The sequence below is a fragment of the Micromonospora orduensis genome, assembly GCF_006228125.1.
In the GTDB taxonomy this organism is placed as follows: Bacteria; Actinomycetota; Actinomycetes; order Mycobacteriales; family Micromonosporaceae; genus Micromonospora; species Micromonospora orduensis.
Genome location: NZ_VDFY01000182.1, coordinates 25,606 through 44,851, shown reverse-complemented (window position 1 = coordinate 44,851; position 19,246 = coordinate 25,606). Strand labels below are relative to the sequence as shown.

Here is a 19,246-nt window from a genome sequence, read left to right as displayed (position 1 = left end):
GACGCTCCCCGACCCTCCGCCGCCGCCCGGCTGACGGCGCCGACCAGCGAACTCAATGCCGCGGACCAGGCACCCACCGCCACCTCTCCCCTCGCCGGGCTCGACTCGTCGCTCGCCGCCGACCTGTCGGACCGCCCGCTGGAGAGCACCACGGGCCGCACGGTTCAGCCGACCGAGGGCCTGTCGACGAGCGATGGAACGGCCGCCGGGCGGGCGGACACCGGCACGGACGCCGACGACCCGGCCACGACCGACCGGGGCACGACCAGCGCGACCCCGACGGGCGGCACGAGCAGCAACGGCGGCACGAGCGCGGCGGGCGGTGACGCCACCACGGCCCCGCCGGCACCGAAGCCGCGCCGGACCCGCAAGGCGAAGTCCACCCCCTCCGCCTCGGACCTGGACGCCGACGGCACTCCGTCGACCACCGGGGCCGCACCGACCGACCCGGCCGCCACGGCCCCCGCACCCACCGGAACCGGAGCGACCGCACCACCCGCCGCAACCGCCGCGACCACGTCGACCGCCGACGCCGCCGTCACGCCCGCCGGTGCCGCCGCCACGCCCGCCGACGCCGCCGCCACGCCCGCCGGTACCGGACGGTCCAGGAAGGCCGCCCGGTCCGGCAGCGCCACCGATGGTGGCCGTCCCGCCGGCCGCAGTGCCCGGACCGGCCCGGACGCTCCTACCGACCTGGACACCCCGGCCGCCACTCCGGAGAGCCCCGCCGCTTCCGAAACGCCGCGCGACGCGGCTGGTCAGGGAGCCACGACGGTGTCCGCGACCGCTCCGGCCGCGAACGCCACCGAGGCCACCGCCTCCGCGCCCGAACGGGAAACGGTCACCAGCCGCCGCACCGCCACCGATCGCACCGGCACGGAGGACGGCTTCGCCACGCCTCTCTTCGGCGCGGAGTCCGTCGGCGACGCGCAGCCGGACCGCTGGACGCCGACCCCGCCGGCCTGGCCGGTCACCTCGGGGCGTACGGCAGCCGCGCAGGCCGAGGACATCGCGTCGACGGTGCCGGACGCCGAGACCAGCTCGGACCCGGTCGAGTGGACGCCCCGCCCCCGCCACCGGGCATCCCTGCCGGACCTGAGCCGGTCCACCAACTGGGACGCCTTCAACACCACCCGGCGCGCTGGCCTGGCCGGCGCGCAGAACGGTCCGACGGACGCCTCCCGGAAGCCGTCGACCGACACGGCAGCGTCGACCGACACGCCGACGCCGACCGACACGGCGGAGACCGACCGGACGGCGGACGACCCGACGGCGGGTTCGACCGCGCCGGCTGAGCGCGGCGGCAGCCGCAGCGCGTTGGACCGGGCGGCTGGCCGCTGGCGCCGCGCGACCGGTACGTCGACACGCGCCAGCGGGCTGGCGACGTCCGAGCCGGCTGTGGCATCGGAGCCGATCCCGGCCTCCCCGGTGGTGCCGGGGCAGGCTGATTCCGCAGTCGACCGCCCGGCGAACGCCGACCCGGCGCCCGGGGACGAGTCGGAGCAGCCCGCTCGGCGTGGACGGCTCGGCGGACTGTTCCGCCGCAACCGGTCCCGGGCGGACGAGGAGGCCCGGCCCGTGTCGGACGCGGAGGAGCCGCTGCCGGCGCAGGACGAGGAGTTCGTCGACTGGGTCGCCGGCCTGGGCAAGCCGGTGGCCGACAACGAGCCGGATCAGGAGAACGGTCGCCGCTCGCTGCGTTCCACCGGGCGGCACCACCGCGACTGACCAGCCGTAGCAGGCCAGCACGGGTTACCCGACCAGTCGTCGAGCCGTTGCCGGCCCCGCCCGTAGGAAGGCGGGCCGGCAACGGACGGACGGACGGATCAGGCAAGCGGCAGGTACACCCGGCTCCCGCCGGACACGAACTCCTCCGACTTGTCCTTCATGCCGCGGGCCGCGTACTCCTTGAGCTCCTGGGTGATCTTCATGGAGCAGAACTTCGGGCCGCACATCGAGCAGAAGTGGGCCGTCTTCGCCGGCTCGGCGGGCAGCGTCGCGTCGTGGTACGAGCGTGCCGTCTCCGGGTCCAGTGAGAGGTTGAACTGGTCCTCCCAGCGGAACTCGAACCGCGCCTTCGACAGGGCGTCGTCCCACGCCTGCGCGCCGGGGTGACCCTTGGCCAGGTCCGCCGCGTGGGCAGCGATCTTGTACGCGATCACGCCCGCCTTCACGTCGTCGCGGTCGGGCAGGCCGAGGTGCTCCTTCGGCGTGACGTAGCAGAGCATGGCGGTGCCGAACATGCCGATCATCGCGGCGCCGATGGCCGAGGTGATGTGGTCGTACGCGGGCGCGATGTCGGTGGTCAGCGGACCGAGCGTGTAGAAGGGGGCCTCGTGGCACCACTCCTGCTGGAGGTCCACGTTCTCCTTGATCTTGTGCATGGGCACGTGGCCGGGGCCCTCGATCATCACCTGCACGTCGTGTTCCCAGGCGACAGTCGTGAGCTCACCGAGGGTACGCAGCTCGGCGAACTGCGCCTCGTCGTTGGCGTCGGCGATCGAGCCGGGCCGCAGCCCGTCGCCGAGCGAGAACGTGACGTCGTAGCGGGCGAGGATCGCGCACAGCTCCGCGAAGTTGGTGTAGAGGAAGTTCTCCTCGTGGTGCGCCAGGCACCACGCCGCCATGATCGAGCCGCCCCGGGAGACGATCCCGGTCACCCGGTCCACGGCCAGCGGCACGTACGGCAGCAGCACCCCGGCGTGCACCGTCATGTAGTCCACGCCCTGCTCGGCCTGCTCGATGACGGTCTCCCGGAACACCTCCCAGCTCAACTTCACCGGGTCGCCGCCGACCTTCTCCAGGGCCTGGTAGATCGGCACCGTCCCGATCGGCACCGGCGAGTTCCGCACGATCGCCTCCCGGGTCTCGTGGATCCGCTTGCCGGTGGACAGGTCCATCACCGTGTCCGCGCCCCAGCGGGTCGCCCAGGTCAGCTTCTCCACCTCCTCGGCGACCGACGAGGTGACCGCCGAGGTGCCGATGTTGGCGTTCACCTTGACCAGGAACGCCTTACCGATGATCGCCGGCTCGCACTCAGGGTGGTTGACGTTGAGCGGCAACACGGCCCGACCGGCGGCGATCTCCGTCCGGACCAGCTCCGGGTCGACGTTCTCCCGGATCGCCACGAACTCCATCTCCGGCGTCACCACACCGGCCCGCGCGTACGCGAGCTGCGTCGGACGACGGCCGTCCGCGCCGGCCAGCGGCGTACCCGCGCCGCGCACCGGGGCCACGTCATCCCGCTCGGCGATCCACGGACCACGCAACGCGGGCAACCCCACCGATGGGTCCGACCCGGGGCCGGACGTGTCGTAGAGCCGCACCGGCGGGTGGTCACCGGTCAACGCCACCTCCGCGAACGGCACCCGCACATCCGGCCGCGAACCCTCGACGTACACCTTGCCTCGTGCCTGCACGACAACCTCCCTGGTGATCAAGCGGACCAGCCGAAGTGGTCCAGCGGCCCACGTCCCGCGCCCAGCTCCCAGCTCCGCGCGCCGGTCAGCCCGCGAAGCACGTACTCCTTGGCGGCCCCCACGGCCGCCGGCACCGGATCGCCAAGCGCGAGCCGCACCGCGATCGCCGCCGAGAACGAACACCCGGTGCCGTGGGTGTGCCGGGTGTCCACCCGGGGGGCGCGCAGCAGGGTGGTGACACCACCGCCGCGCAGCACGTCGACCGCCTCGTCGCCGTCGACGTCACCGCCGGTGACCACGACGTACTCCGGGCCGCCGGCCGCGAGCGCCTCGGCGGCCACGACCATCGCGGCCACGTCGTCCACTTCGCGTCCGGTGAGGGCCGCGGCCTCCGCGCAGTTCGGCGTCGCCACCCTGGCGTACGGCAGCAGCCGCTCCACCGCCCCCACCACGCCGAGCCGGTGGCCGCTCGTGGCGACCAGCACCGGGTCGACGACGAGTTGCGGCAGCCGGCCGTCCCGTGCCGCCTCGGCCACCACGTCGGCGACGGCCGGCGTGCCGAGCATCCCCGTCTTGACCGCGCCGACCGTGAAGTCGCCGAGCACGCTGTCCAACTGCTCGGCGACCGTGCGCGGCGGCAACGGCAGCACGGCGTCGACACCCCTGGTGTTCTGCGCGGTGACCGCCGTGAGGACGCTCGTGCCGTACGCGCCCAACGCGGCGAAGACCTTGAGGTCGGCCTGGATGCCTGCGCCGCCGCCGGAGTCGGAACCGGCGATGGTCAGCAGTGTTCGCGGGGTCATTTTCTTTCCCTGGTTGCGGTTGGGGGCTGCGGCCGTCGTGGGGACCTGGCTGACCCCGCGCGGGCTTGGAGAAGCTCCGGGGTGACCGCCTCGGCATAGGCGCTGGTGAGGGTGGCGGCTGTCTCGGCGGGATCCGTGGCTCGCATGAGTGCGCCGAGCACGGCCACCCCTACGGCTCCCGCCTCGACGCAGGCGGTCACCTGCTCCGGTGTCTCCACTCCCCCGAGGGCCAGGACGGGCACCGGGCTGACCTCGATGAGCCGTCGCAGTCCGGCTGGGCCCAGGGGTGGGCCGTAGCCGGGTTTTGTCCTCGTTAGGTGGACGGGCGAGACGGTGGCGTAGTGCTCGGTGGTCAGTCGACGCAGCTCGGTGTGGTTGTGGCAGGAGCGGCCGACCAACCGGAGGGTCGGCGGCGGGTACGGGCCGGCGGCGGGCAGGTGGACGGCGTCGCCGCCGAGCGGGTCCGGGCCGGCCACGATGAGGGTTCCGCCGACGTCGGCGAGGATCGCGCGCAGGTCGGCGGCGAGGGCGGCACGCTCGGCGCGGGGCAGGTCCTTCTCCCGCAGCACCACCCAGCGCACTCCCCCGGCCACGGCTCCCGCCACCACCCACTCAAGCCCGCGCAGGGCGACCCGACGATCGGTCAGCACGACAACCCCCGCCGGCGGGCTCACAGGTCCGGTCTCCCCTCGTCGGGGGTGGATCCGAGGGCGTGGAAGCGGCGGGTGATCCGGCCGGCGCCGGCGGCCAGGCGGCCCGCCTCGACCGCGTACCGCATCGCGGTGGCCATCGCCACCGGGTCGGCGGCCCGGGTGACCGCGCTGGCCAGCAGCACCGCGTCGCAGCCCAGCTCCATGGCCAGGGCCGCGTCGGACGCGGTGCCGATGCCGGCGTCCAGGATCACCGGCACGTCCACGCTCTGCCGGATGAGCCGGATGTGGTGGGGGTTGCCGATACCGAGCCCCGAACCGATCGGGGAGCCGGCCGGCATCACGGCGGCGCAGCCCACATCGGCGAGCCGGCGGGCGAGCACCGGATCGTCACTTGTGTACGGCAGGACGGTGAACCCGTCGGCGACGAGCTCCTCGGCGGCACGCAGCAGTTCCACCCCGTCGGGCAGGAGCGTCCGCTCGTCGCCGATCACCTCCAGCTTGACCCAGTCGGTGTCGAACGCGTCCCGGGCCAGCCGGGCCACCTTCACCGCCTCGGTCGCGGTGTGGCAGCCGGCGGTGTTCGGCAGCAGCCGCACGCCGCAGCGGTCCAGCAGGTCCAGCAGCCCACCGCCGGTGCCGGGGGCGGTGTCCACCCGGCGCAGGGCCAGGGTGACCAGCTCGGTCCCGGAGGCGCGGATCGCCTGCTCCAGCACATGCAGGTTCGCGGCCCCGCCGGTGCCGAGGATCAGCCGCGAGCCGAACGTCTCCCCACCCAGCTCGAACGTCACGCCGCTCACCCGCCCTGCGCGGCGGTGAGCACCTCGACCCGGTCACCGTCGCGCAGCACCGTGACCGGCCAGCCGGCTCGGGGCACCACCTCGCCGTTGACCGCCACCGCCACTCCCCGGTGCTGCGGGGCGATGTCGCCGACGAGGTCGGCCACCGACGTACCACCGGCCACGCTGCGCCCGGTCCCGTTCACCGTCAACTCCATGGGTCCTCCTGGATGGTCCGTGCCGTACCGGGGAACCGGTCGGCCCGGAAGGGTGCGAGCAGCGGATCGGGTACGCCGGTGAGCACCAGGTCCGCGATCAGGTCGGCGGTGACCGGCGTGAGCACGATGCCGTGCCGGTGGTGCCCGGTCGCGGCGAGCACGTCCGGGCGGCCGGGCAGCGGTCCGAGGACTGGCGCGTTGTCCGGGGTGCCGGGGCGCAGCCCCGCGACGGCCTCGACGAGGTCGTACTCGGCCAGCTCGGGCAGCAGGTCGACGCCGGCGCGGAGCAGCCGCAGCACGGCGCCGGCGGTGACCGTGGTGTCGGTGCGTTCCTCGACTGTCGCGCCGAGCACCACCTCGCCGTCTGCGCGGGGCACCACGTACACCTGCTCGCCGTCGGCGTACCCCCGGACGACGTGCCGGAAGCACGGCGCGACGCCTCCGGGCGCGCGCAGCCGGAGGATCTGGCCCTTCACCGGCCGCACCGGCAGCCCGGTGAGCGCGGCGGCGCCGCAGCCGGCGGCGACCACGATGACCCGTGCGTCCAGGTCGGACAGTCGGCGGACCGGTCGCGGCACGAGCACCGCGCCGGCCCGCTGCGCGGCCGTGCGCAGCGCCGGCACCAGCAACCGGGGATCGACCTGGTGGTCGGTCGGCGCGAGCGCGCCGCCGCGCAGCCTCGGCGCCAGCGCCGGCTCGCGGTCGCGCAGACCGCTGGGCAGCAGCGGGGTCACCGGCAGACCCAGGCCCTGCTGGTACGCCCAGAGCCGCCGCGCCTCGGCCAGGTCGTCACCGGTCAGGCCGACCATCAGGGTGCCCTCGGTCCGGTACCCGAACTCGACGCCTGTCGCCTCGGTCAGCTCGGCGGCGAACGCCGGCCAGCGCGCGGCGGACGCCAGCAGCAGCCCGGTCAGCTGCCGCTCACCGAAGTACGCCTCGGCGACCGGGGAGAGCATGCCGGCGGCCACCGCCGAGGCCCCCGACCCGGGTGTCGGATCGTGCACCACCACCCGCAGCCCTCGGGCGGCCAACCGCCAGGCGATGGCCAGCCCGATCGGCCCGGCCCCCACCACCGCCACGTCGACGGCGGTGCCGTCGCCTGTCACGCCAGCGCCCGCAGCAGCTCGGCGGTGGCACGGGCCGGATCGGCGGCGGTGGAGATCGCACCGACCACCGCCACCCCGTACGCCCCGGCGGCGCGCAGTGCCGGCACCCGGGCGGCGGTCACCCCGCCGATGGCGATGACCGGGACGTCGACCGCGCCGGCGACCGCGCGTACCCCCTCGGGGCCGAAGGGGTCGGGCAGTCCCGGTTTGGTGCTTGTGGCGTGGCACGGCCCGACGCCCAGGTAGCTGGCCCCGCCGGTGACCGCCCCGGTCGCGGTCCCCGGTGCGCGGGCGGTGGCGCCGAGCACGGCGGTGGGGCCGAGCACCCGGCGGGCGGCGGTGACCGGCAGGTCGTCGGCGCCGACGTGCCCGCCGGCGGCACCGGCCGCGAGCGCCACGTGCAGGCGGTCGTTGACCAGGCAGGTCGCCCCGTACGGCGTGCAGAGCGCCAGCACCTCGCGGGTCAGCTCGTACGCCTCGCGGTCGGTGGCGGAGTCCTCGACGCGGACCTGCACCACCAGGTCGGCGCGGGCCGCCGTGAGGGCGGCGCGGACCATGGTGAGCGGGTCCCGACCGGGTCGGGTGTCGGTGATCAGATGCAGTCGTCCAAGGGACGGCACGGCAACGCTCCTCCCTGCGCCGGCATTACCCGGATCAGGTTCGACGGTCGGGGGCTGTCAGCCCCCCTCTCAGCCCGGTACACCGGGCTCCCGTGGGTTACTTGCGTGTCACCGTACGACAGATCCGCCGGCCTGCCAAGGGAGGGGTCGACGGGCCCGCGCGGCCAAATCGACGGGGTGCTTTCTCCCGGTCCTGTTCGGAATGTCGCCCCCCGTTGCAGAACCGTTACCCGCCGGCATCTTGCCCGACATTGAGCGAGCCGAATTAATTTGTTCAGCGATTCGACAAAATGCCGGCGTGGACGCCCTGGCACGGCATCCCCACCGGCTCCATCCGGGACGGTCTTCGGCGAGCCGGCCCCCGCGTATTCCTGTCCACTGCGACATTGGAGGCGGCGTGTCCCGTTCTCGTCGTGCCCGCGTACCCGTCACCGCGACCCTCATCTCCCTAGCCCTCGCGTCGACGACCCTGCTCGGGTCGCCGGCGCAGGCGGCTCCCGCCGCCGCCCAGATCCCCCCGCGCGACGCTCAGGCCGCGGCCCCGGTCTCCCAGGTGGTGCCGAAGGCGCCGAAGGCCGCCGCCGCCGACCCCTACTCCGTGCTGGTCTTCTCCAAGACCGCCGGCTTCCGGCACGACTCCATCCCGACCGGCATCGCCGCCATCCAACAGCTCGGCGCCGCCAACGGATTCACCGTGGACAACTCCGAGGACGGCGCGGTGTTCACCGACGCCAACCTGGCGAAGTACAAGGCGGTGATCTGGCTCTCCACCACCGGTGACGTGCTCAACGCCGACCAGCAGGCGGCGTTCGAGCGCTACGTGAAGGCCGGCGGCGGTTACGTCGGCATCCACGCCGCCTCGGACACCGAGTACAGCTGGGCCTGGTACGGCGACCTGGTCGGCGCGTACTTCGCCAACCACCCGCAGAACCAGCAGGCCACGGTCAAGGTGGAGGATCACGCCCACCCGTCCACCGCCGAGCTTCCGGACCGCTGGTCCCGCTTCGACGAGTGGTACAACTTCCAGACCAACCCCCGGCCGGACGTGCACGTGCTGGCCAGCCTGGACGAGAAGAGCTACACGCCGGGCGCGGGCGCGATGGGCGCCGACCACCCGACCGCCTGGTGTCAGGACTACGACGGTGGTCGTTCCTGGTACACCGGCGGTGGCCACACCCGGGAGTCGTACGCCGAGCCGGAGTTCCTCAAGCACCTGCTCGGTGGCATCCAGACCGCCGCCGGTGTGGTCGACGCCGACTGTGGCGCCTCGAAGACCTCCAACTTCGAGAAGATCTCCCTGGACAGCAACACCAGCAACCCGATGGAGCTGGACATCGCCCCCGACGGGCGGGTGTTCTATATCGAGCGCGACGGTCGGGTGCAGATCATCAAGCCGGACACCGGCAACACCGTCACCGCCGTCGACCTGGACGTCTTCACCGGCAACGAGGACGGGCTGATCGGCATCCGGCTCGACCCGGACTTCGCCACCAACAAGTGGGTGTACCTGTACTACGCCCCGAACGATGGCGTCACGCGCAACCTGCTGTCCCGGTTCACGGTGAACGGTGACACCATCGACCCGGCCAGCGAGAAGCAGGTGCTGCGGGTCGACACCCAGCGCAACACCTGCTGCCACGCCGGCGGCAGCATGACCTTCGACGGCGCCGGCAACCTCTACCTGGCCACCGGTGACAACACCAACCCGTTCGAGTCGAACTCGTACTCGCCGATCGACGAGCGGGCGGGCCGCCAGGACTACGACGCGCAGCGCACCTCCGCCAACACGAACGATCTGCGCGGCAAGGTGATCCGGATCCACCCGGAGGACGACGGGTCGTACACCGTTCCGGCCGGCAACCTCTTCGCGCCGGGCACCGAGAAGACCCGTCCCGAGATCTACGCGATGGGCTTCCGCAACCCGTTCCGGATCGGCACCGACCCGAAGACCAACACGCTGTACGTGGCGGACTACGGGCCGGACGCCAACGCGGACAACCCGACCCGGGGCCCCCGCGGTCTCGTCGAGTGGAACATCGTGACCCCCGGCAACTACGGCTGGCCGTACTGCACGGGCACGAACGAGGCGTACAACGACTACACGTTCCCGTCCGGCCCGAGCGGCGCGAAGTTCGACTGCGCGGCGCCGGTGAACAACTCGCCGAACAACACAGGTCTGACCAACCTCCCGCCGGTCGTCCCCGCGACCGTCGACTACGGGTACGCCGGTGACGCGCGGTACCCGGAGATCGGCGGCGGTGGCGCCCCGATGGGCGGCCCGGTCTACCGCTACGACGCCGACCTCAACTCCACCCGCAAGTGGCCGGCGTACTACGACGGCAAGGCGCTGCTCGGCGAGTGGAACCAGAACAAGATGTACACGATGCAGCTGACAGCCGACGGCAAGTCGTTGGTGGACATCAACCAGCTGCTCACCGGCATGACGATGGTCCGGCCGATGGACTTCGAGTTCGGCCCCGACGGCGCGCTGTACCTGATCGAGTGGGGCAGCGGCTTCGGCGGCAACAACGACAACTCGGGCGTCTACCGGATCGACTACACCGCCGGTGACCGCGCGCCGATCGCGGCGGCGTCCGCCACCCCGACCTCGGGTGCGGCGCCGTTGACGGTGACCTTCTCCAGCGCGGGCTCCCGGGACCCGGACGGTGGCACGCTCACCTACGCCTGGGCCTTCGGTGACGGGCAGACCTCCCTCGATGCGAACCCGACGCACACGTACGCCACGGCGGGCAACTACACCGCCCAGCTCACCGTCACCAACCCGAAGGGCCGTACGGCGGTGGCCAACGTGCCGATCACCGTGGGCAACACGTCCCCGACGGTGACAATCGAGTTCCCGCCGGACGGTGGGTTCTTCGACTGGGGTGACCAGGTCCGCTACTCGATCAAGGTGACCGACCCGGAGGACGGGGAGATCGACTGCGCCCGGGTGAACCTCCAGGTGCTGCTGGGTCACGACGAGCACGCCCACCCGCTGGAGCAGCACACCGGCTGCACCGGCACCGTCCAGACGTCGCTCGCCTCCGGGCACGGCGCCGAGGCGAACGTCTTCGCGGTCTTCGAGGCCACCTACACCGACGACGGCGGGGCCGGCGGGGCCAGCCCGCTCACCGGTCGGGTGATCGAGGTGCTGCAACCCAAGCGCAAGCAGGCCGAGTTCTTCACCGCCACCGGGCGGGCACCGGTCAGCACCGGCGGCGGAGACGCCGGCGTGCAGCGGGAGACCGGCGCCGACACCGCCGGCGGCGGTCAGAACATCGGGTTCATCGAGGACGGCGACTGGTGGTCGCTCGCCCCGGCGGACCTGACGAACATCAGCGAGATCCGATTCCGGGCCGCCTCGGCCGCCGCCGGCGGTCGCATCGAGGTCCGGGCGGGCGCGGTGGACGGACCGGTGGTCGCCACGGCCACGGTGCCGGCGACCGGCGCGTGGCAGACGTACACGGACGTGAGCGCACCGGTCACCGGCGCCGCGAGCGGCTCGCTGTACTTCGTGGCCCGCGACCCGAACGGCGGAGCGGGTTCACTGTTCAACGTCAACTGGATGGACTTCGTCGGTCGGGGCGTCACCGAGAACGCGCCGCCGGTGGTCACCGCCACCGCCACCCCGACCACCGGCACCGCGCCGGTCACCGTGGCGTTCGACGGCACGGCCACCGACGCCGAGGGCGACACCCCGCTGACGTACGCCTGGGACTTCGGTGACGGCGGGACGGCGTCCACCCTGGACGCCAGCCACACCTACACCAGCGCGGGCACCTTCACGGCCACCCTCACGGTGACCGACAGCAAGGGCGCCAGGTCGTACGCCACGGTGCCGGTGCGGGTGGACGCTCCGGACACGTCCTGCTTCGGGGCGCGTTCGGACGACTTCAACGGCACCAGCCTCGACAAGGCGCGGTGGACCACTGTGGTCCGGGAGAACCAGCTCTACTCGGTAGGTGGCGGAGCGCTGCGGCTGCCCACCGGCGTGGGTGACCTCTACGGCGCTCGCAACGACGCCACCAACCTGGTGCTCCAGCCGGCGCCGACCGGCGCGTGGCAGATGACCACCAAGGTCACCCTCCCCGTCACGGCCAACTACCAGCAGGCCGGCCTGCTGGTGTACGGCGACGACGACAACTACGCCAAGCTGGACCTGCTGTACAACGGCAGCCGGCGGGTGGAGTTCATCCGGGAGACGGCCGGCACGCCGCGCAACGAGGCTGCCGACAGTGTCGCCGCACCGGCGGGTGACACCGTGTACCTGCGGATCACCAGCGACGGGACGAACCTGACCGCGGCCGTCTCGGCCGACGGGCAGACCTTCACCCCGGCCGGCCGCTCGGCCGCGCTCGCCGGCATCACCAACCCGCGGATCGGGGTCTTCGCGCTCAACGGCGGCACCGAGGCACCGGTGGTCGACGCGGCGTTCGACTCGTTCCAGGTCACGCCGGACGCTCCGGCCGGCCCGGTCGACCCGTCGGACGAGTTCACCGGCGACACGCTGGACAAGTGCCGGTGGGACGCGATCCTGCGGGAGGACCCGACCGGTTACCGGGTCACCGGTGGCGCGTTGCGGATCGACGTGCCCAACGGTGACATCTACGGCACCGACAACACCGGGCCGAAGAACTTCATCCTCCAGACCGCGCCGTCGGGCGACTGGACCCTGGAGACGAAGGTCGACGGCAGTCTGCTGAACGAGCAGTACCAGCAGGCGGGTCTGCTCGTGCAGGCCGACGACGACAACTACCTGAAGTTCGACTTCATCGCGGACAACCAGGCCGGCCAGGCGGTGACGCGGCGGATCGAGTTCCGCAGCGAGATCGGCGGGGTGGTGCAGAACCCGCAGCCGGAGGCGACGAGCCTGACGAGTGCGGTGTGGCACCTGCGGCTGGCCCGCACCGGCGACACGTTCACCGCGTCGTACTCGGCCGACGGGACGACCTGGACGGCGTTGCAGGCGTTGACCAACAGTGCGGTGGGTGCCACCCCGAAGGTCGGGTTGTTCACCCTCGGCGCCAACCAGACCGCCTCGAAGACCGCCGCGTTCGACTACTTCCGGTTGAGCACGAAGGTCGCCGACGAGACCGCGCCGGTCACCACGGCGACGGTGTCCGGCACCCCGACCGAGGGGTGGTACACCGGGCCGGTGACGGTGACCCTCACCGCCGCCGACGAGGCCGGCGGCAGTGGGCTCGCCAGCACGGAGTACCAGCTGGACGGTGCCACCACCTGGACGGCGTACACCGCTCCGGTGGCGGTCAGCGGGGACGGCGAGCACGAACTGCGGTTCCGCTCGACCGACGAGGCGGGCAACGTGGAGTCGACGAAGACCGTCACGGTCAAGATCGACGCCACCGCGCCGGTCACCACGGCGACGTTCGCTCCGGCGAACGACGCCGGCTGGCACAACGGGACCATCCCGGTGGTGCTGGCCTCGACCGACGCCGGTTCCGGGGTCAAGTCGGTGGAGTGGTCGCTGGACGGTGGCGCGTGGACGCCGTACACGGCGCCTGTCGCGGTGACCGGTGACGGGCAGCACGAGCTGCTGTACCGGTCGACAGACAAGGCGGGCAACGTCGAGACGCTCAAGTCGGCGATCCTGAAGATCGACGGCACCAAGCCGACGCTGCTGGTGTCCGGGATCGCCGACGGCCAGCTCTACGGTGACAGCCAGGACGTCCGGGTGTCCTGGCAGGCCGTGGACCCGACCTCGGGCATCGCGTCAGTGGTCGGCCAGCTCGACGGCAAGGCGTACGCCAGCGGCACCCTGCAGGCCATGTACGAGCTGTCGCTCGGCCTGCACGAGCTGACCGTCACCGCGACCGACAAGGCCGGCAACACGACGACCTCGAACGTCCGGTTCTTCGTCACCACCTCGTTCCGGGACATGCAGTTCCTGCTGGACCGGTTCAAGGCGACGGGGCGGCTCTCGGCCAAGGCGCACAAGCAGTTGACGGCGAAGCTCGACGCGGCCCGCCAGGCCGAGGCCGCCGGCAACGACACCAAGGCGATCAAGCAGCTGACGCAGTTCCGGACGCTCGCCGCCGACGCCACCCTGGTGGCCGAGGCGGAGGTCCGGGACGTCCTGATCCGGGACGCCGACGCCATGATCGTCCGGCTGGGCGGTACGGCCAGTAAGGCCGGAGTCAAGGCGAACGACGGCGAACCGGTCAAGGGCGCCGGGCGGCTCGGTGGCGACGCCACCCGGTTGGCACCCGGTCGCCAGCTCTGATCCGACGAGGCCCCTCCCCGGCGCTGCGGCGGCGGGGAGGGGCCTCCCTCATCGGTAGTGGGGAGATGTCCGTGACGGGTATCCGCAAGTTGGTCGCCGCCGTGTTGGTGGGGCTGGCCCTGACCCTGTTCGCCGCGACCCCGGCGGCCGCTCGGGCCGACAAACTCAAACTGACAGTGGCCGGCGACGGGGCCGAGGGAGTCACCATCCAGGCCACCTACGCCGATGGCCGTCGACTCGACAGGCTGGTGCGGCTGGTCCTCACCGCCACCGGCCCGGACGGGCAGAAGGTCGGCCCGCTGCAACTGGAACCGCAGCCCGAGGGGCAGGGCTTCTACAGCAGCGGTCCGGTGCTGTCCGCCGGCGCCTGGAAGGTGACGGTGAAGGCTCCGGAGCCGTACCGGAACGAGGCCACGGCGACGGTGCGGGCCCGGGCCGCGCAGTCCCCGCCGGCGCCCGCCCCGGTCGCGGTGACCGCGCCCGCCGACGGGACGGCCGGACGCGGGGTCACTGCCGGTTGGTGGCCGTTCGCGGCGGCCGGCCTGGTGCTCGTCGCCGCGGCGATGGGGGTGGCCATGCTGTTCGGCCGCCGCCGCGGTACGTCGGACGACTGATCGACCGGTATCGGCGAGGCGGGCGAAACGCCGTACCCGATATGCCGGATGTTTTCTTCAGATCGACGGTCGGACGGGAGTGGGAGCGGCGGTGGGGGTGATGGTGGCCTTGGCGGCGTCGGAGCGCCGGTGACGCAACTCGGTCGGCAGCACCGCCAGCGCGACAAGCGCGCCGAGCAGGCCCGTCGCGGCGAAGCCCCAGGCCGGTGCGGAGGCATCGATCACCGCTCCGGCCAGGGGGGCGCCGAGCGCCACCCCACCGTCATCGCCGAGCCGTGCAGGCCCATCGCCTCGCCTCGTACGCTGGCCGGCACCAGGCGGCTCACCGCGTCGGCGGTGGCGGCTACGGTCGGCGCGGTGAGCGCCCCGGACGGCAGCAGCACCAGCGCCAGCAGCCACCACTCGCCGCTGCCCAGAGCGGCCGGAATGGTGACCAGGCCAAGCACCACAGCAAGGCCCACCGACGACACCGGGCGGGACAGCGCACCGTAGGTGAAGCCGCCGACCAACGAGTACGAGGCCCAGAGCGCCAGCACCACACCGCTCCAGTCGACCTGACGGGCGTCACGCAGCACGGCTACCACTGTCACATCGGTACCGGCGATCACCAGTGTGCCGGCCGCGCCACCGGCGAGCAGCCCGACCAGCCGTGGGGTCAGCCACCGCCGACGGGGCGGCGGCTGCTCCGTCGTCGTCTCCTCGTCCCGTGCCAGGGTCGGCGGGTTGAGCACCAGCAGAGTGAAGCCGGTCAGCACGATGCCGCCGCCGACCGCATACATGGCCAGGGTGGGCGAGACCGTGGTGGCCAGGGCCACCGCCGTCGCCGGCCCGATCATGAAGCTGAGTTCCACCGACATCGAGTCCAGCGCGTACGCCTGACGGCGTTGGGTCGGCGGGACCAGCGCGGCGATCGACTGCCGAACCACGGAGAAGACCGGGAGGGTGAGCAGCCCGCCAAACCGACCGTCAGCGCGGCCCCGACGAGCCCGGCGGCGAAGTAGCCAGGGCCAAGATCGAGTACGTGCAGCGTGATCGCCACGGCAGTGGCCGCCACCGGCACCCGGGCCAGGATCGCGACCAGCAGCAGTGGTCGCAACCCTGGCAGCGCGAGCGCGTCCCGGTAGGGCTTCAGATCCAACATGCGGCCGACCGTATTACCGCCCCGGCGGTCGGGCGAGCGGTCCATCGCACCATCAACAGTGCTCAGAGGCCGATCACGCCGAGAGGATCACCTCCCCTGGGCGACGTAGAGGGGGACGCCGTACCGCCCTCCAGAGCCGCATCAGGAACCTCGGTGACGACTTTCGGCGAAGGACGGGCGATCAGTCAGGCTCGGCTTCAGGTCCGCCCCTTGTGATGTGCACCACACCTGGTGATCGTCATCCGCAACCCCGACTTCAAGGGCTCAGAGAACGGCGTGCAGCGCGGCCAGATCCTCGTCGCTGGGCTCCCAGGTCCCGGCGGCGGCGTTGCCCCGCACCTGCTCGGGCGTGGTGGCGCCGGCGATCACCGAGGTCACCGCCGGCTGGGCGGCCAGCCCACCGATCGCCACCTGGAGCATGGTCAGCCCCCGCTCGTTCGCGTACGCCTCGATCGCCTCGATGGTGTCCCAGTCGGCGGCGGCGAGCCGCTCGGCGTACCGGCCACCGCCGGAGAGCCGGCTGCCGGCCGGCGGCTGCTCGCTGCGCTTGTACTTGCCGGTAAGCAGGCCGTTGGCGAGCGGGAAGAACGGCAGCATGCCGAGGCCGAAGCGCTCGCACGCCGGGATCACCTCGGTCTCCACCGAGCGTTCCAGCAGGCTGTAGTGGTTCTGCGCGCTGATGAAGCGGGAGCGACCGTTGGACGAGGCGACCCAGTCGGCGTCGGCGATCTGCCAGCCGGCGAAGTTGGAGTTGCCCAGGTAGCGCACCTTGCCGTCGCGGACCAGGTCGTCCAGGGCGGCGAGGGTCTCGTCGATCGGGGTGCCCGGGTCGGGCTCGTGCATCTGGTAGAGGTCGATGTGGTCCGTGCCGAGTCGGCGCAGCGACGCCTCGACCGCGCGGGCGATGTACCGGCGGGCGCCACGCGCGCCGAAGTCCGGCCCGTTCGAGCCGTTCATGTCCATGCCGAACTTGGTGGCCACCACCACGTCGTCGCGGCGACCCTTGAGGGCCTGCCCGAGCAGTTCCTCGGAGGCGCCCTGCGGTTCGCCGTAGATGTCGGCGGTGTCGAACAGGTTGATTCCGGCGTCCAGGGCGGCGTCGACCACCGCGCGGGTGCCGTCGAGGTCGAGCTTGCGGCCGAAGTTGTTGCAGCCGATGCCGACCACGGACACCACGAGCCCGGAGTCGCCCAGCCGGCGATAGGTCATCTCAGTCACGAGATCCACCCTATGCCGGCCGGACGCTCCGTCGCCGGGGACCACTCAGCCGACGTCCCAGACCGGTTCCGGGGTCTCCACCACCTCGTTGTCGCCCCGGAACAGCACGAACCGGTCGAAGGATCGGGTGAACCAACGGTCGTGGGTGACCGCGATCACCGTCCCCTCGAACGCGTTCAAGCCCGCTTCCAGGGCCTCGGCGCTGGCCAGGTCCAGGTTGTCGGTCGGCTCGTCGAGCAGCAGCAGGGTGGCGCCGGACAGCTCCAGCAGCAGCACCAGGAACCGGGCCTGCTGACCGCCGGAGAGCGTGCCGAAGCGCTGGTCGCCCTGCCCGGCCAGCTCGTAGCGGCTGAGCACCCCCATGGCCGCGTGCCGGTCCATCCCGGTGCGGTGGTCGTCACCCCGCCAGAGGATCTCCACGAGGGTCTTCGCCATCAGCTCCGGCCGGTCGTGGGTCTGCGAGAAGTGCCCGGGGCGGACCCGGGCGCCGAGCCGGGCCGTGCCGTCGTGCGCCACCGGGGCGAGCACGCCCGCCCCGTCGACCGGCCCGTTCGCCGGGTCGGGATCGGTGCCACCCCGGGCCAGCAGCCGCAGGAAGTGCGACTTGCCGGTGCCGTTGGCACCGAGCACCGCGACCCGGTCGCCGTACCAGATCTCCAGGTCGAAGGGGAAGGTCAGGCCGTCCAGCTCCAGCTGCTCGCAGACGACCGCGCGCTTGCCGGTCCGCCCGCCACTCAGCCGCATCCGGATGTCCTGGTCCTTCGGGGGTACGGGCGGCGGCCCGGCCTCCTCGAACTTGCGCAGCCGGGTCTGCGCGGCCTGGTACCGCGAGGCCAACCCGTCGTTGTACGCCGCCTTCTGCTTGTACATCAGCATCAGCTCGCGCAGCTTCTGGTGTTCCTCGTCCCAGCGTCGGCGCAGCTCGTCGAGGCGGGCGTGCCGGGCGACCCGCGCCTCGTGCCAGCTGGCGAAGCCGCCCGGGTGCACCCAGGCACTACCGCCCTCCACGGCGACCACCCGGTCGGCGGTCTGGGCCAGCAGCTCGCGGTCGTGCGAGACGTAGAGCACCGACTTGGTCGACTCGCGCAGCCGCGCCTCCAACCACCGCTTGCCGGGCACGTCGAGGAAGTTGTCCGGCTCGTCGAGCAGCAGCACCTCGTCCGGGCCGCGCAGCAGCAGCTCCAGGGCGAAGCGCTTCTGCTGGCCGCCGGAGAGCGTCCGTACCGGACGGTCCCGGGCGGCGTCCCAGGGCAGGCCGAGCACGATTGTCGAGACGGTGTCGAAGAGCACCTCGGCGTCGTACCCGCCCGCCTCGCCCCAGGCGCCCAGCGCGTCGGCGTACGCCAGCTGGGCCTTGCCGGCGGCGGTGCTGTACTTGCCGCGGACCTCGGCGGCGCGCATGACCGCCTCGGTCTCGGCGAGTCGGAGGCCGGCGTCGCGCAGCGCCGGCGGGGCCAGCGACAGCGCCAGGTCGGCGAGCGTCGACTCGTCGCCGATCATGCCGATGAACTGGCGCATCACGCCCAGGCCGCCGGCGCGCGCGACGACTCCGGTACGCACCGGCAGGTCCCCGGCGACCATCCGCAGCAGCGTCGTCTTACCCGCGCCGTTCGGCCCCACCAGGGCGACCTTGGCGCCCTCGCCGACCCGGAACGACACGTCGGCGAAGAGTTCCCGACCGTCGGGCAGGATGTGCCCGACCCCTGCCACGTCCACGTATCCCACGCCGGGATCCTGCCGCAGACGGCGGCGGGGGCATATCCATTTACCGGGTGACCCGCAGCACCCGGAAGCCCTTCTGGCTGGCATGCCGCTCGACCTGCCAGCCCTGCTCGGTGAGCCAGCGCTGTAGTGAGTCGCCGCCGAGGTGCCGGGCGACCACCAGCCAGCCCACGCCGTCCGGGGCCAGTCGGGGCAGCCAGCGCAGCAGCAGCTCGTGCAGCTCCTCCTTGCCGATCCGGATCGGCGGGTTGGACCACAGTTCGGCGAACGTCAGGTCCGCCGGTACGTCGTCCGGCGCGCTCACCCGGACCCGGTCACCGGCGCCGATCCTCGCCGCGTTGGCGGCGGTGAGGTCGCGGGCGCGGGCGTTGACGTCGACGGCCCAGACGGTGCTCGCCGGCGCCATGTCGGCCAGGACGCACGCGATGGGGCCGAACCCGCAGCCGAGGTCGAGCAGGTTGCCTGTGGTGTCGGCGTCGGGCAGCTCTGCCTTGCGCAGCAGCACGGCGGTGCCCGGGTCGAGTCGACTGGCGGAGAAGACCCCGCCGGCCGAGGCCAGCCGGTAGTCGCGGTCGGCGACGGAGAACTCGACCTCGCGTGGCGGAGCGTCGCTGGCGGGTTGAGCGGTGAAGTAGTGGTCGCCGGTCACGTAGGCAATTCTCGCACCGGTCAGGCCACGTGCCGACACGGCCCACACATACATTTCCCGTTATTA

General features: G+C 72.5%; 12 protein-coding genes, 2 pseudogenes and 1 riboswitch. Of the genes and pseudogenes, 3 read left to right on the top strand and 11 right to left on the bottom strand.

All coding sequences use genetic code 11. The annotated features are described in order from the left end of the window. A pseudogene (locus FHG89_RS33050) lies at window positions 1-1,728 on the top strand (hypothetical protein); the annotation flags it as partial. 98 nt (window positions 1,729-1,826) lie between these two features. On the opposite strand, the gene thiC reads toward FHG89_RS33050, so the two are convergent. The 7 genes from thiC to thiE form a co-directional block, all read right to left on the bottom strand. After that, a complete protein-coding gene (gene thiC, locus FHG89_RS20375; RefSeq protein ID WP_139586001.1) occupies window positions 1,827-3,419 on the bottom strand; it encodes a phosphomethylpyrimidine synthase ThiC in 1,593 nt (530 codons plus the stop codon). Window positions 3,420-3,436: 17 nt separating this feature from the next. Further along, window positions 3,437-4,222 (bottom strand): bifunctional hydroxymethylpyrimidine kinase/phosphomethylpyrimidine kinase, encoded by a 786-nt coding sequence (gene thiD / locus FHG89_RS20370; protein WP_139585999.1) that lies wholly within the window; start codon window positions 4,220-4,222, stop codon window positions 3,437-3,439. Beyond that, on the bottom strand, window positions 4,219-4,896 hold the full coding sequence (locus FHG89_RS20365; RefSeq protein WP_139585998.1) for a thiamine phosphate synthase: 678 nt from the start codon (window positions 4,894-4,896) through the stop codon (window positions 4,219-4,221). The genes thiD and FHG89_RS20365 overlap by 4 nt, the downstream gene beginning before the upstream one ends. Further along, window positions 4,893-5,672, bottom strand: coding sequence for a thiazole synthase (locus FHG89_RS20360; RefSeq protein WP_139585996.1), 780 nt, complete (start codon window positions 5,670-5,672; stop codon window positions 4,893-4,895). Before FHG89_RS20360 ends, FHG89_RS20365 begins: the two co-directional genes overlap by 4 nt. Next, window positions 5,669-5,869: a sulfur carrier protein ThiS gene (gene thiS, locus FHG89_RS20355; protein ID WP_139585994.1), complete on the bottom strand. Its 201-nt coding sequence runs from the start codon at window positions 5,867-5,869 to the stop codon at window positions 5,669-5,671. Before thiS ends, FHG89_RS20360 begins: the two co-directional genes overlap by 4 nt. Then, entirely contained in the window at window positions 5,860-6,975 is a 1,116-nt protein-coding gene (thiO, locus tag FHG89_RS20350) for a glycine oxidase ThiO (protein ID WP_139585992.1), read from the bottom strand. The genes thiS and thiO overlap by 10 nt, the downstream gene beginning before the upstream one ends. Continuing rightward, window positions 6,972-7,595 (bottom strand): thiamine phosphate synthase, encoded by a 624-nt coding sequence (gene thiE / locus FHG89_RS20345; RefSeq protein ID WP_139585991.1) that lies wholly within the window; start codon window positions 7,593-7,595, stop codon window positions 6,972-6,974. The genes thiO and thiE overlap by 4 nt, the downstream gene beginning before the upstream one ends. Beyond that, a riboswitch (TPP riboswitch) is annotated at window positions 7,590-7,699 on the bottom strand. Its footprint overlaps the gene before it by 6 nt. 293 nt (window positions 7,700-7,992) lie before the next feature. On the opposite strand from thiE, the gene FHG89_RS20340 reads away from it, so the two are divergent. Then, window positions 7,993-13,836, top strand: coding sequence for a ThuA domain-containing protein (locus FHG89_RS20340; RefSeq protein WP_139585989.1), 5,844 nt, complete (start codon window positions 7,993-7,995; stop codon window positions 13,834-13,836). Window positions 13,837-13,907: 71 nt separating this feature from the next. Continuing rightward, window positions 13,908-14,450 carry a hypothetical protein gene (locus tag FHG89_RS20335; RefSeq protein WP_139585987.1) on the top strand — a complete coding sequence of 181 codons (543 nt, stop codon included), beginning with the start codon at window positions 13,908-13,910 and terminating at the stop codon, window positions 14,448-14,450. A gap of 57 nt (window positions 14,451-14,507) precedes the next feature. Here the strand turns inward: FHG89_RS20335 and FHG89_RS20330 are convergent. From FHG89_RS20330 to FHG89_RS20315, 4 genes and pseudogenes are all read right to left on the bottom strand, one after another. Continuing rightward, window positions 14,508-15,591: pseudogene (locus FHG89_RS20330) on the bottom strand (MFS transporter). A 264-nt stretch (window positions 15,592-15,855) separates the two neighbouring features. Beyond that, complete coding sequence (locus FHG89_RS20325; protein WP_208761031.1) at window positions 15,856-16,818, bottom strand: aldo/keto reductase; 963 nt, start codon at window positions 16,816-16,818, stop codon at window positions 15,856-15,858. 36 nt (window positions 16,819-16,854) lie between these two features. Next, entirely contained in the window at window positions 16,855-18,534 is a 1,680-nt protein-coding gene (locus FHG89_RS20320) for an ABC-F family ATP-binding cassette domain-containing protein (protein ID WP_139585985.1), read from the bottom strand. A 40-nt stretch (window positions 18,535-18,574) separates the two neighbouring features. Further along, window positions 18,575-19,180, bottom strand: coding sequence for a class I SAM-dependent methyltransferase (locus FHG89_RS20315; protein WP_139585983.1), 606 nt, complete (start codon window positions 19,178-19,180; stop codon window positions 18,575-18,577). Between the last annotated feature and the right edge of the window lie 66 nt (window positions 19,181-19,246).